Annotated in this window: 12 protein-coding genes and 1 tRNA gene; 12 read left to right on the forward strand and 1 reads right to left on the reverse strand. The window is 39.3% G+C overall.

Features of this window, described 5'->3' with window-relative positions; genetic code table 11:
• Positions 1-84: 84 nt before the first annotated feature.
• The 8 genes from MKY30_RS06485 (at position 85) to MKY30_RS06520 (ending at position 5,990) form a co-directional block, all read left to right on the forward strand.
• Positions 85-1,695: a putative polysaccharide biosynthesis protein gene (locus tag MKY30_RS06485; protein WP_341083169.1), complete on the forward strand. Its 1,611-nt coding sequence runs from the start codon at positions 85-87 to the stop codon at positions 1,693-1,695.
• Positions 1,692-3,161 (forward strand): nucleoside triphosphate pyrophosphohydrolase, encoded by a 1,470-nt coding sequence (mazG, locus tag MKY30_RS06490; RefSeq protein ID WP_341083170.1) that lies wholly within the window; start codon positions 1,692-1,694, stop codon positions 3,159-3,161. The genes MKY30_RS06485 and mazG overlap by 4 nt, the downstream gene beginning before the upstream one ends.
• Positions 3,162-3,163: 2 nt before the next feature.
• A complete protein-coding gene (locus tag MKY30_RS06495; protein WP_147212275.1) occupies positions 3,164-3,424 on the forward strand; it encodes an RNA-binding S4 domain-containing protein in 261 nt (86 codons plus the stop codon).
• Between the two features lie 61 nt (positions 3,425-3,485).
• Positions 3,486-3,788, forward strand: coding sequence for a sporulation protein YabP (gene yabP, locus MKY30_RS06500; RefSeq protein ID WP_147212224.1), 303 nt, complete (start codon positions 3,486-3,488; stop codon positions 3,786-3,788).
• On the forward strand, positions 3,785-4,375 hold the full coding sequence (yabQ, locus tag MKY30_RS06505) for a spore cortex biosynthesis protein YabQ (RefSeq protein WP_147212223.1): 591 nt from the start codon (positions 3,785-3,787) through the stop codon (positions 4,373-4,375). Before yabP ends, yabQ begins: the two co-directional genes overlap by 4 nt.
• 167 nt (positions 4,376-4,542) lie before the next feature.
• Positions 4,543-4,923 carry an FtsB family cell division protein gene (locus tag MKY30_RS06510; RefSeq protein ID WP_147212274.1) on the forward strand — a complete coding sequence of 127 codons (381 nt, stop codon included), beginning with the start codon at positions 4,543-4,545 and terminating at the stop codon, positions 4,921-4,923.
• Between the two features lie 70 nt (positions 4,924-4,993).
• The gene (locus MKY30_RS06515; RefSeq protein ID WP_077602862.1) at positions 4,994-5,380 is read left to right on the forward strand and encodes a S1 domain-containing RNA-binding protein; all 387 of its coding nucleotides are present in this window, start codon (positions 4,994-4,996) and stop codon (positions 5,378-5,380) included.
• Positions 5,381-5,690: 310 nt separating this feature from the next.
• On the forward strand, positions 5,691-5,990 hold the full coding sequence (locus MKY30_RS06520) for a DUF2089 family protein (protein WP_147212222.1): 300 nt from the start codon (positions 5,691-5,693) through the stop codon (positions 5,988-5,990).
• Positions 5,991-6,519: 529 nt separating this feature from the next.
• Here the strand turns inward: MKY30_RS06520 and MKY30_RS06525 are convergent.
• Positions 6,520-6,593: transfer RNA gene (locus tag MKY30_RS06525), tRNA-Met, on the reverse strand.
• Between the two features lie 454 nt (positions 6,594-7,047).
• On the opposite strand from MKY30_RS06525, the gene spoIIE reads away from it, so the two are divergent.
• From spoIIE to tilS, 4 genes are all read left to right on the forward strand, one after another.
• On the forward strand, positions 7,048-9,510 hold the full coding sequence (gene spoIIE, locus MKY30_RS06530; protein WP_341083181.1) for a stage II sporulation protein E: 2,463 nt from the start codon (positions 7,048-7,050) through the stop codon (positions 9,508-9,510).
• Between the two features lie 253 nt (positions 9,511-9,763).
• Entirely contained in the window at positions 9,764-10,501 is a 738-nt protein-coding gene (locus tag MKY30_RS06535; RefSeq protein ID WP_339283951.1) for a hypothetical protein, read from the forward strand.
• Positions 10,464-11,405: a serine/threonine protein kinase gene (locus MKY30_RS06540; protein WP_341083182.1), complete on the forward strand. Its 942-nt coding sequence runs from the start codon at positions 10,464-10,466 to the stop codon at positions 11,403-11,405. The genes MKY30_RS06535 and MKY30_RS06540 overlap by 38 nt, the downstream gene beginning before the upstream one ends.
• 159 nt (positions 11,406-11,564) lie before the next feature.
• Complete coding sequence (gene tilS, locus MKY30_RS06545) at positions 11,565-12,953, forward strand: tRNA lysidine(34) synthetase TilS (RefSeq protein ID WP_147212218.1); 1,389 nt, start codon at positions 11,565-11,567, stop codon at positions 12,951-12,953.
• Positions 12,954-12,961 lie beyond the last annotated feature (8 nt).

The following is a 12,961-nucleotide window of genomic DNA, read 5'->3' on the forward strand; positions in this document are numbered from 1 at the left end:
AATGTCAGGGTTTTAAAGACCAAGTGCTTTTCTCCCTGATATGATATACTGAGATAAATTCATTTGGAAAAGGAAAAATTCGTCATGTCAGATAATGAAACAAGCCGGTTGGTTAAAGGTGCGCTTTTACTGAGTATCGCCGGTTTGATAAGTAAAGTGTTTAGTGCCGTTTATCGTATTGTATTGCAAAACCTGACAGGGGATATTGGATTTTATATGTATCAACAGCTCTATCCGTTGTTAGGAATTGCGACGATGCTTGCATTATATGGATTCCCTTCAGCAATTTCTTCGTTGACGGCGACAGAAATCGAAAAGGGAAAAGTATTAACCTGGAAAGGCTTTTATCGCCCTATTCTTCTAATCCTTGGGAGTTTTCATATCATACTTACAGCAGTAATTTATGTTTCTGCACCATTATTAGCTGAAATGGCTGGTGATGAGCATTTTATTGGGTTATATCAGTTGGCTGCAATATTATTTTTGGTTGTTCCGGCTGTGGCAATACTCAGAGGAATACAGCAGGGCAGGTATGAGATGGCCCCTACTGCCCTTTCTCAAATTGGAGAACAGCTGATTCGTGTATGTATAATTATTGTGGGGGCGTGGCTGGTCGGCCAAGGAGTTTTGCAAATTTATGCTATTGGAATAACAGCGGTGCTGGCATCCTTGCTGGGAGGCTTTAGTGCACTCGCCATTCTTTTATTTTTAAACTATAAAAATCAAAATGATTCACATGAAGTGGTAGGCATACCTTCCTTGGAAGAAGCAGTTCCATGGAAGAACTATTTAAGAATCCTCCTGCTGTTTGGGATAGCTGCTGCGATGAATCATATGACACTTTTATTAATGCAATTAGCGGACGCGTTTACGTTTGTGCCGAAATTAATAGCAAGTGGAGCAGGAGAAATAGAGGCCAAGGAGATGAAGGGCGTATTTGACCGGGGACAGCCGCTTATACAGATGGTGACAATTATTGGGTCATCTATTGCCCTGGCAATTATACCGGCAATCAGTCACCAGAAATTAAAAGATCAGAAAAAACAGGTAACCAACTATATTCAGACAGCAATGCATGTTGGTATTTTTATCGCTGCAGGTGCGGTTTTGGGCTTATTTATTATTTTTCCAGAGGTCAATCAACTACTTTATAAGAATACGCAGGGAACGAGTGAACTAAGGTTATTAATTGTGGCTATTGTAATGTCTACCATCTCTATTATCGGTGCATCTATTTTACAGAGCCTGGGCATGATTGTGCGGACAGCCGTATTTATCGGCATCTCATTTGTGGTAAAGGTATGCAGCAACTTGATTCTAATACCGATTTATGGTGTCTATGGAGCGAGTATAGCCACGGTCTCCAGTCTGGGTGTGTTATTGTTGCTTGTAATTATAGAGCTATACCGGAAACTGCCAGGCATGCCATTATACCGTTCGATTTCCTGGAGAAGTTTAGCCACGGCGAGCTTAGCGATGATAATTTATCTGTTGGTGGTACAAAGGATATTCTCTTCACATGTAATGGATGTAAGAATCCTGCTGCTTGTATATGTAATCTTTATCTCCATATCAGGAGCAGGCCTATTCCTCTTTGTCTTGCTTAAGACTGGCGGATTAACTGAAAATCAGATTAAGATTTTACCGAAATCAGAGTACTTGTTACGTATTTACAAAGGGAGGAAACAACCTTGAAGCAAATAGAAGTCATTGGACTGGGGGCAGGAGATTTAGAGCAGCTGCCGCTTGGTGTATATAGAAAATTAATAAAGACACAGCAGACGATTTATGCAAGAACATTAGATCATCCCGTAATTGAAGTATTGGAAGCAGAAGGAGTTTCTTTTACGTCCTTTGATCAGCTTTACGAAGAGGAAGAGCAGTTTGGAATGGTGTATGAGCGTATTACAGAAAAGCTGATAGAAGCCGCGAAAACAAGTGAGAATAATGTAATTTATGCTGTTCCAGGTCATCCCATGCTGGCGGAGAAAACCGTTCAACTTTTGCTGAGTCAACAGGAAATTAAAGTGTCAATTGCCGGTGGGCAAAGTTATTTGGATGATTTGTTCACAGCGATGAAGATTGATCCTATCGAAGGCTTTCAGTTCGTAGATGGAACAGATTTCAAACGTAATCAGCTTAATTTGCGAAATCATCTATTTGTTTGTCAGGTGTATGATACATTTATCGCGTCTGAGGTCAAGCTGACTTTATTAGAAGAATTGCCATCCGATTATGAAATTTATATCGTAGAGGCAGCTGGGAGCAACACAGAAAAAATTGAAAAAGTCTCGTTGGAAGAGTTGGATCACCGGATGGAAATAAGTAATTTAACCACGCTCTATATTCCGCCAGCTCCAGAAGGATATCTTCATCATACGTTTGCATTTTTACGAGAGGTGATGGCGATTTTACGTGGTCCTGACGGATGCCCCTGGGATAAGAAGCAGACACATGAATCCCTCCGTCATCATACCATTGAAGAAGTTTATGAGCTGATTGAAGCGATTGATGAAGAGGATGATGACCATATTGTTGAGGAGCTTGGCGATTTGCTGATGCATATTTTATTGCATAGTCAGATTGGCGAGGATAATGGTTATTTTACGATAGATGATGTGATTCAGTCGATTTCTGATAAAATGATTTATCGCCATCCGCATGTCTTTTCATCAACAGTAGCAGATACAGAAGAAGCGGTGCTGCAGAACTGGGAAGAGCTGAAGAAACAGGAAAAGGGAAAAGAAAGAGAATCTATATTGGATGGTATCCCGTCAAATCTTCCTTCCTTGGCAAAAGCATATAAACTTACCTCCAAAGCAGGGAAGGTCGGCTTTGAATGGGGACGTGTAGAGGAAGTTTGGGAGAAGCTGAAGGAAGAAATAAATGAGGTTATCGAGGCGGTCGAGGAAAAGGAATTTACGGATGTAGAAGAGGAGCTTGGGGATGTTTTATTTGTCTTAGCGAATATTTCCAGATACTATAAAGTAAATCCTGAGGTGGCATTAGAGCGTGCCAACCGGAAATTCATCAGCCGGTTTCAATATATAGAGGAAAAACTGAAAGAAAACCATCAAACACCTAAAACAGCCTCTCTGCAGGAAATGGATGCTTACTGGGAAGAAGCGAAGAAAAAACAAAAGCTAACAGAGGAGAATTGATGATGAGATTAGATAAATTTTTAAAAATATCCCGGATAATTAAGCGGCGTACTCTAGCAAAGGAAGTAGCGGATCAAGGAAGAATTACTGTGAACGGTAATGCGGCGAAAGCTTCTACTGTTCTTTCTGAAGGAGACGAGCTTATCATCCGGTTTGGTCAAAAACTCGTTACTATACAAGTGAACGCTTTGCGGGAAAATGTCCGTAAAGACGAAGCAGATACGCTTTATAAGATTGTTAAAGAAGAGAAATTAGAGCAGTAGAAATATAGTTCTATACTTGTCCCTCCCATCATAAGCTATTAACGATAGGGAGGGTTTTTATATGAATTATTATGAGAATAAAGATGTAAGAAATCATATTGAACAAGAGCATACCGTGAAAATAGACAAACGAAAAAACCTTGAAATTACAGGCGTTAAAGAAGTAGACAGCTTTGATAACGAAGCATTTCTGTTAGAAACAGTGATGGGGTATTTAATTATCCGCGGACAAAATTTACAGTTAAAGAATTTAGACGTGACAGAAGGGATTGTCACTATTAAAGGAAAAATATATGAGCTTTCCTATGTAGATGACCAGCAGCAGGAGAAAGCTAAAGGGTTCTTTAGCAAGTTATTCCGATGACTTTATCTACGCAATTTCTAACACTTATCACGATGGCTTTAAGCGGTTTTTATTTAGGTATTGCTCAGGAAACCTTCCGTCGCTTCACAGTTTACTGGAAGGGGCGGTTATTTTTAACGTACTTTTTAGAAATATTATTTTGGATGATGCAGGCGGGCATTTTATTTTATATATTATACCGGGTGAATCAAGGAGAGCTCAGAATCTATATTGTACTAGCAAGCCTCTTTGGTTTTTCTGCTTATCAGGCATTGGCAAAACAAGTATACAAAAGGTTATTAGAACGTTTGATCCGAATTTTTAAAGCAATTTATCAGGGAATAGAAAAATTGATAAAAATATTGCTTATTTCTCCTTTGCGGTGGATATTCTTCACGTTCTATCGTATGATAAAAGCAATACTAATCGGAGTTATGAAAATAATTATATGGTTGTTTCTTTTTTTATTTACTCCTTTGCGGTGGATAGGGACAGGCCTTTTTCGCCTTTTTCCAAAACCAATTCAAAATTTCTTTCTGCAAATTGCAGGATTTTATAGTAAAATACAGAATATAGTTTATAAATACGTGTTTAAAAAGTCCGATTAAAAGGATCAAGAAGTTTGAGGCAGCGAAGTATTGAGTAACGGAACGTATGCTTTTAAATACGTGAGTAATGGAGATGCAAGCTAACGAAGAAATTCGCCGTGTCATTTTAATTGGACTTTTTAAACGTCACTTAGATGGATTCAGTCTTATCGGAGGAGGTAACAGCTGTGGAAGAAAGAAAGAAGAAAGTAACAAAACTTCATTCTAAGTCCGTACACCAGTACGATGCGTACATAGAGCGACAGAATAGAAAAAAACAGCGCCTTACCAGAAGGTTGGTACTGTATGCATTAGTTGTTGCGGTGATCATAGGAAGTATGTCAGTCTATCATTTCAGTCAGCGGTCGATTAAAGCGGATAAAATGGACGAGTATGAACAGTTAGAGCAGCAGCTTGCAGATTTAAAGCAGGAAGAATCGGATTTAAATAATGAAATTGAGCTCCTGAAGGACGAAGATTATGTTCTTGAGATTGCCAGAACTAATTATTTCTTCTCAAATGAAGGAGAATTAATATTTAAATTGCCTGATGAAGACCCATCATATTGACACTTTTTATTTTGATTAATATACTATATATTGAAGAACATTTAATCTTTTAAGGAGGAGCATTTCTTTTATGTCAATTGAAGTAGGCAGCAAGCTGCAAGGAAAAGTAACCGGAATCACTAATTTTGGGGCTTTTGTGGAGTTAGAAGAAGGAAAAACAGGTCTGGTTCATATTAGTGAGGTTGCAGACAACTATGTCAAAGATATTAATGAACATTTAACGGTTGGAGATGAAGTAAAGGTTAAAGTCATTAATGTTGAAAAGGATGGCAAAATCGGCCTGTCCATTAGAAAGGCGAAAGATCGCCCACAAGTACGTCAAAAGAGTCAAAAAGAACGCACGGAGAACTTCGAGTCCAAAATGAATCGTTTCCTAAAGGATTCCGAGGATCGTTTAGCCTCTTTGAAAAAGCACACTGAATCCAAGCGTGGTGGACGGGGTGCTAGAAGAGGATAGTGGTTGCTGTCTATTAATAATGCTCTATGGATAGATCAAAGCAGATGCTTCTTAAATTAAGGAGGCATCTGCTTTTTTAATATGTTTGGCAGGGCTGGGACAAGAGGAAAAGAGTTTAACCCCAATAACGGAGAATGTGTAAAAAATGCAGGAAATATATACGGGCTTTAGAAGAAAGTATAGTATATATTCCTAAGCGGTTATTCACATAATTTATGTTCGCTATAATTTGCTGGGTTAAAAGACTTCTACTGTCCTGGCTTTTTTTGTGTTGGTTAATAATTCGTTAAATATTGAGGAGTGAGACTATATGGATATCAAAAATGTACCAGATTGGATTTTATCCTTAGACGAGGAAGATTTAGAGTGCATTAAAAAATTCGTGATGAACTCCGGCTCATTAAAGAAGGTTGCGAAAATTTATGCTGTCTCTTATCCCACAGTAAGAATTAAGCTGGATAGGCTGATTGAAAAGATAAAATTAAATCATGCCAAGGATAATGAAGAGTTTATAAAATTTATTAAACAGCTTTCCATCGATGATCGTATCAATCTTGAAGAAGCAAAATTAATTATTGAAAAGTATAAACAGGAAAAGGAGGAAAAATAACGTTTGGATTTGGTATTTATGATGCGTTTATAATTGCAGGATTTCTGGCAATACAGTATTTTCTCTCAACCAGAAATAGAGTTTATTGGGGAGCGATTATTCCTGTTCTCCTTGTTTTCTGGTTAACATGGAGCTTATATATAGGAAGAATAGAAAGTGTCCTTGCCTATGCGCTGATTCTTTTAGTTGGGATGATTGTTCTGGCTATGGAATGGCATGAAGGAAGAGTAGCTCTTAGTAAACGTAGAAATAAAGAATTAGATAAAATGAAATCACAGGACATACAGTAAAACGACAGCATGGATAATCTCAAATGGATATAATCTAGACTATCAAATGAATATATTATGGTTAGATGTAATAAGTGGGGAACTTCATCGAAACATTTGATTTTATAAAATCAAATGATACTTAAAGTGAGAGTTTGCACCCACTGAGAACATTTGTAATTATTCCCTTCCAATAATACTGTTGCATAATAACAAAAAAACTTATTTCCTCGGTAAGGGAAATAAGCTTTTTTTCAGGATAGCGGCGGAGGGGATCGAACCCACGACCTCACGGGTATGAACCGTACGCTCTCGCCAGCTGAGCTACGCCGCCATTAAAACCAACAAGAAAAATCATACAACAGACAATACAAAGTGTCAATAGTTTCCACGCATATTTTATAGACTGATTTGTAAAAGCCCCGGAATATATAGCGGTCAATCTGAAAAAATACGTTTGCTGCTCTATTTTTTTAAGGCTCGCCTATCTTGTCGAGCTTATAGAAAAGAACAGCTTTTCTCCCACCTTTTTCTACAAATGATGAAGCAATATCTAAAAAGCTGCGCAGATTTTAAATGATGGAAATGTATCAAACAGTAGCTTTAAATTAGCTGTATTCCCATCACTATAAACAAAAATTTATTGTTCGCCAGGTATACACCCTTTTTGTAAAACGATGTTAACTTACCAAAATTAAGTCGAACGATTTTTAGAAGCTGCCATGTTTTTTTGACAAAAAAAGAATACAACCTGTGTTTTACTAGTTGGAAAGATGGGAGTGGATAAAATGATAGGTTCAATTCCAAGGGTGGATTCGGGAAGCATTGCAATCGAGAAAGCACATAAAAAGAGAAAATGGAGAGAACAAATTATGGCGAAGATTAATCATGTATTGATCGCGCAAGGCTGGTTATTTTACATTACCGGTTTCTTATTAGGACGGGCTGTCATCCTGCAGGCGGTTTCTCCATTTGCTGTTGCGTTTATTGCCAGTATGTGGCTTGTCCATCGTGATAAATCATTCCGGTCTATGATTGCTGTTATTTTAGGAGCACTAACTTATTCCATGCAGCATGTTGTTTTTATCTTTCTTGCTTTTATCTTATTTATTTTCATATCGGCAGCAACAAAGTCTATCAAAAACCAGCAGTGGATGCTGCCTGTCACGGTTTTTTTAGCTACCAGCCTGCCGAGAATGTTTCTATATTCTATCCAGGATACAATATCGTCCTTCCAATGGATGATGTTAGCCATAGAAGGAGTACTTGGAGCAATTCTTGTACTTATATTTATGCAAAGCATTCCGCTATTATCACCAAAACGGTATAAACCTGCTTTAAAAAGTGAAGAAATTGTCTGTCTGATTATTCTTATTGCCTCTGTATTAACAGGATTCATTGGCTGGGAGGTGTATGGAGCCTCTTTAGAGCAGGTCTTTTCAAGATATTTTGTGTTAGTATTTGCTTTTGTCGGTGGAGCGGCAATCGGATCGACTGTCGGTGTTGTAGCAGGAATGATTTTATCATTAGCCAATGTTGCTAACCTCTATCAAATGAGTCTGCTTGCCTTTTCAGGAGTACTCGGTGGATTATTGAAGGAGGGAAAGAAGGCAGGGACGGCGCTTGGCCTCTTAATCGGGACAGGCTTAATTGGTGTCTATGGTGAAAATGTTGCTTTATTGCCGTCGTTAATAGAATCGCTTATGGCAGTGATGCTATTTATACTTACTCCGGCATCATGGTTTGAGCAAATTGCCCGCTATATACCGGGGACAGAAGCATATACAAATGAACAAGAGCAGTATTCACAAAAGGTTCGAAACGTTACTGCAAAGCGAGTGGAGCAATTTTCAGATGTTTTTCAAGCACTCTCAAAAAGTTTTGCGGTAACAGACAGGACATTAAGTGATGAAAAGAGGGACGAGAAGAGAGATACAGATTACTTTTTAAGCCAGGTGACGGAAAAAACATGCCAGGGGTGTTTTCTAAAGAATAAATGCTGGCAAAAGGAATTTGATAAAACCTATTCTTTGATGGAGGACATGAAGCAGGATATAACTGTCGGACAGGATCCAAATCGGAATGTTATGAAGGATTTTGAGAATCATTGTGTGAAATCACGCCAGGTGGTGGAGGCAATGCGATCAGAAATGAGCTTTCACGAAGCAAATCAACAGCTCAGACAGCAGGTAACAGAAAGTAAGCGCTTAGTTTCTGATCAGCTCCAGGGTGTTTCTGAAGTAATGAATGATTTTGCTAAAGAAATACTAAAGGAGCGGCAGCACCACGAGCTGCAGGAATCGCAAATTATCCATGCTTTAAAGCAGATGGGAATAGAATTAGTCCGCCTAGACATTTATCACTTGGAAAAAGGAAATGTAGATATTGAATTGACAACAAGCTTTTATGAATATCATGGAGAGGGTGAAAAGCTGATTGCTCCTATTCTTTCAGAGCTGCTCGATGAAATGATTGTGGTGAAAACGGAGGATATTTCCTCTTTCCCGTACGGATATAGCCACTTCGTTTTCGGCTCAGCAAGAGATTTTGCGATTGAGACAGGAGCGGCAAATGCAGCAAAAGGAGGTGGACTTGTATCTGGAGACAGCTTTACAACCATTGAGCTTGGCGCAGGAAAGTTTGCCATGGCTATCAGTGATGGGATGGGGAATGGAAAACGCGCGAAAGAAGAAAGTACAGAAACATTGCGCTTATTGCAGCAAATTTTACAGACAGGGATACGAGAGAAGGTTGCCATCAAAACCATCAATTCGATTCTCGCTTTGCGTACTACTGATGAGATGTTTGCAACGCTTGATTTAGCAGTCGTTGATCTGCATAACGCATCTGCAGAATTTTTAAAGATTGGTTCGACACCGAGCTTTGTCCGCAGAGGAAACGCAATGCTGAAAATTGAGGCCAGTAATCTTCCGATGGGGATTATTAAAGAGTTTGACGTAGATATTGTCAGTGAACAGCTAAAGCCGGATGATTTATTAATTATGATGAGTGATGGAATTTTTGATGGGCCAAAAGACGTGGAGAATATCGATATTTGGATAAAACGTAAAATTAAAGAAATGGACACGGAGGATCCGCAAGAGATTGCTGATCTGTTATTAGAAGAGGTGATTCGGACAAGATCAGGAGATATTAATGATGATATGACAGTATTGGTTGCCAAGGTAAAGAAAAACACACCAAGGTGGGCAAATGTTCCAATTCATCATGGGAAGGTTCTTTCTATGTAGAGCGGGAAATATCTATATATATATATAAACGGATGTTTTACTTAAAGAGAACCCTCTCTCTTCCTTTAAGTGTGAGTTCAAAAAGTAGCTAAATTAGAAGCAAGAAGGTCAAAGACACGTCAACGCAGAGATTCGCCGCTTATCATTTTGAGACTTTTTGAACATCCTCGTTAAGCAAATCTATCAAATATATGTATACAGAAAGTATTATTTGGTGATGATGGTAATGGAAGATGAGGGAGGTATACATCAAATGAATGCGGGAACGTTAAAACAAATTCTGCTGTTAACAGACGGCTGCTCTAACAAAGGTGAAGATCCTGCTGTTGTTGCCAGCTTAGCTAACCAGCAGGGAATTACCGTAAATGTAATTGGTATTTTAGATGATGATCAGACAGAACAGCCGGAAGGGCTCCGGGAAGTGGAGGATATAGCAGTGTCCGGCGGAGGTGTCAGTCAAATTGTCTATAGTGAACGCCTGTCACAAACAGTGCAGATGGTAACAAGGCAGGCTATGACGCAAACATTGCAGGGATTTGTGAATAAAGAGCTGCGCAGTATTTTAGGAAAAGATCAGTCAATGGAAGAGCTGGATCCTGAAAAACGCGGTGAAATTATGGAAGTTGTTGAGGATTTAGGTGAAACGAGCGATTTGGAAGTAGTTGTACTCGTCGATAGCAGCGCAAGTATGCGTGATAAATTAGAAACGGTGAAGGAAGCACTTTTTGATTTATCGATGAGCTTAAACGCACGTGTCGGGAAAAACCGTTTTTGTATTTACCGTTTTCCAGGCAGGCGGAGTGATATTGAGCTTGTACTTGATTGGTCGCCAAGGCTGGATGGTATTTCTAAAGTATTTCCAAAGCTGACAAGCGGCGGAATAACTCCAACTGGACCAGCATTACGTGCGGCGATGTACCAATTCAGTAAAAAGCAGCTGCGGAGGAATTCGGATGAAGAACCATTCGACATTGAAGAAACCGGCTATTAATTTACATGCTCAGCAAAAAGTGACTGGAAAATGGCATTATAAATCCTACACCGTAGTCAGAAAAATTGGCCAGGGTGCGATAGGATCTGTTTATCTCTGCATGTATAATGGACGGCCTGTTGCCTTGAAAATGAGTGAACAGGATGCAGCTGTAACAGTGGAAGTCAATGTGCTCAAAGCGCTGAAAAAGGTTCAAGGATACCGCCTTGGGCCTTCTTTATTGGATGTGGACGATTGGACAGCACCGAATGGAAGAGTGTATTCCTTTTATGTGATGGAATATATGGAGGGCCAAACGTTAGGTGCGTTTATTCAGGCGAGGGGTAAGAAATGGGTTGGCGTATTGATGGTTCAATTATTAGAGGATTTGGACCAGCTTCATCAGGCTGGCTGGACTTTTGGTGATTTAAAAACGGACAATATTCTTGTTGAATCGAATCCACCTAGAATTCGATTGGTGGATGTAGGCGGTACAACAAGGATGGGACGGTCTATTAAAGAGTATACTGAGTTTTTTGATCGCGGGTATTGGGGCTTGGGGACGCGTAAGGCAGAGCCAAGCTATGATTTGTTTGCTGTTGCGATGGTGTTTCTCCATATTTATTATCCGAGGCGGTTTGAACGTATGACAGGGGAGCCTTCAGAGAAATTGTTGGAAAAAAAGCTGTATCGTGCAACTGACCTGCAATTACTTCACCCTATTTTAAGAAAAGCATTGAAAGGAAAGTATCATACAGCAGCAGAAATGAAAACGGAAGTTATGGACAAAATAAAACAGGTACAGCGCCGGCGCAGTCAATATCGTAAAAAGGTACAGCAAAAGAAAGCTTACCCTGTTAAAGAATCGTTTAGCATCTCTCTGATTGCTTCTGTTTTTTGGATTATTTCACTGCTGTTACCTTAATGAGGATATTTAAAAATGAAAATATGCTTTTTTTGGCATCCTCTCTTTTGAACCGTTTCTTAAAAAGGAGTATGATAGAAGTGTAGTCAAAATACGGTTATTTTCTAATTTAGAATAACCGTATGACGCGGCAGAGGATTCGGATGGAGGAAGAATGAGATGGAGCAGAAGGTGTATGCGTTTATTCAGAGACATCAATTAATTCAAAAGCATACAACGATTCTTGTCGGAGTTTCAGGAGGACCAGATTCTATTGCTCTGTTACATTTTCTTAAAAAGCTTTCCTCCAATTGGGATTTAAATCTCGTGGCAGTAACAGTAGATCATCAGCTGCGTAACGAAGAATCTGCTGAAGATTGCCAGTTCGTTAAAGAAATTTGTCGGGATTGGGAAATTCCCTGTGTGACAAGAGCAGTAGATGTAAGGCAATACCAAAAAGAAAAAAGCGTTAGTGAAGAGGTTGCTGCACGCGAATTAAGGTACAGTGTTTATCAAGAATTGATGCATGCAGAAAATGCAGATGTACTTGCCCTTGGACATCATGCTGATGATCAGATTGAAACGCTGGTTATGCGGATGGCCAGAATTGGGACATCCAATGCCTTAAAGGGGATTCCTGTACGGCGGAATTTTGCCGGCGGAGAAATCATCCGTCCTTTATTAGGTGTGACAAAGAATAATATTCTTGCTTATTTGGAAAAATATCAATTGAGCTATCGGGTAGATAAAACAAATGCAGATGAAGCTTATACAAGAAACTATTACAGGAAAAATGTCGTGCCATTGCTGAAGGAGAAAAATCCGGGTATTCATGAGACAATACAAACCCTCAGCGAGACGTTATCACAGGATGAACAATACTTGCAGGCACAAGCTGCGGAAATGGTAGAAAAAATAGTGGAATTCCGTGAAAATAACCGGGAAATTTGTTTTGCTGCAGAAGCTTTTTTAGAGCTTCCTCAGGCTTTACAAAGAAGGGCCTTTCATCTAATATTAAACTATCTATATGGAACCTTACCTAAAGACCTATCCTATATCCACGAAGTAAACTTTTTTGACCTGTTAAGGCGCCGGAATGGGAGCTCAAGTTTGGATTTTCCCTTGCGGCTCCAAATGACAAATATATATGGACAAATTTATCTGCAATTTGGTCATCAGCCATCCACGAAGTTAGCACATTCCTCTTTATTGACAGTACCGGGCGAAGTGCTGCTGTCGGACGGAACAAAGATCGAGGCATCAATGGTCAAAGAAACTCCGGCAGAGAATGAAGCTATTTTTGTCTTTCCGTCAGATTCTATTTCATTACCACTACATATCCGAGTAAGAAAAGCGGGAGATCGTATGTCTGTCAGAGGACTCAATGGTTCAAAAAAGCTTAAGGATATTTTTATAAACGCTAAAATACCAAAAAGTCTACGGGATAATTGGCCAATTATAGTGGATGATAAAGGAGTCATCCTTTGGGTTGTCGGTCTAAAAAAAGCAGAGACTGCACAGAATGGTAAAGGATTGAATATAAAGCTGGAATATAGTTCGAGAAGATAATTAGGAGG

It is taken from the genome of Oceanobacillus sp. FSL W8-0428, from assembly GCF_038004405.1.
Classification (GTDB): domain Bacteria; phylum Bacillota; class Bacilli; order Bacillales; family Amphibacillaceae; genus Oceanobacillus; species Oceanobacillus sojae.

Excerpts from the sequence above, each read along its gene's own strand:
- yabP (WP_147212224.1), top strand. The coding sequence starts at position 3,486 with ATGAATTATTATGAGAATAAAGATGTAAGAAATCATATTGAACAAGAG.
- MKY30_RS06515 (WP_077602862.1), top strand. The coding sequence starts at position 4,994 with ATGTCAATTGAAGTAGGCAGCAAGCTGCAAGGAAAAGTAACCGGAATC.
- MKY30_RS06485 (WP_341083169.1), top strand. The coding sequence starts at position 85 with ATGTCAGATAATGAAACAAGCCGGTTGGTTAAAGGTGCGCTTTTACTG.
- spoIIE (WP_341083181.1), top strand. The coding sequence starts at position 7,048 with ATGATAGGTTCAATTCCAAGGGTGGATTCGGGAAGCATTGCAATCGAG.
- MKY30_RS06540 (WP_341083182.1), top strand. The coding sequence starts at position 10,464 with ATGAAGAACCATTCGACATTGAAGAAACCGGCTATTAATTTACATGCT.
- MKY30_RS06520 (WP_147212222.1), top strand. The coding sequence starts at position 5,691 with ATGGATATCAAAAATGTACCAGATTGGATTTTATCCTTAGACGAGGAA.
- MKY30_RS06535 (WP_339283951.1), top strand. The coding sequence starts at position 9,764 with ATGAATGCGGGAACGTTAAAACAAATTCTGCTGTTAACAGACGGCTGC.
- tilS (WP_147212218.1), top strand. The coding sequence starts at position 11,565 with ATGGAGCAGAAGGTGTATGCGTTTATTCAGAGACATCAATTAATTCAA.
- yabQ (WP_147212223.1), top strand. The coding sequence starts at position 3,785 with ATGACTTTATCTACGCAATTTCTAACACTTATCACGATGGCTTTAAGC.
- MKY30_RS06495 (WP_147212275.1), top strand. The coding sequence starts at position 3,164 with ATGAGATTAGATAAATTTTTAAAAATATCCCGGATAATTAAGCGGCGT.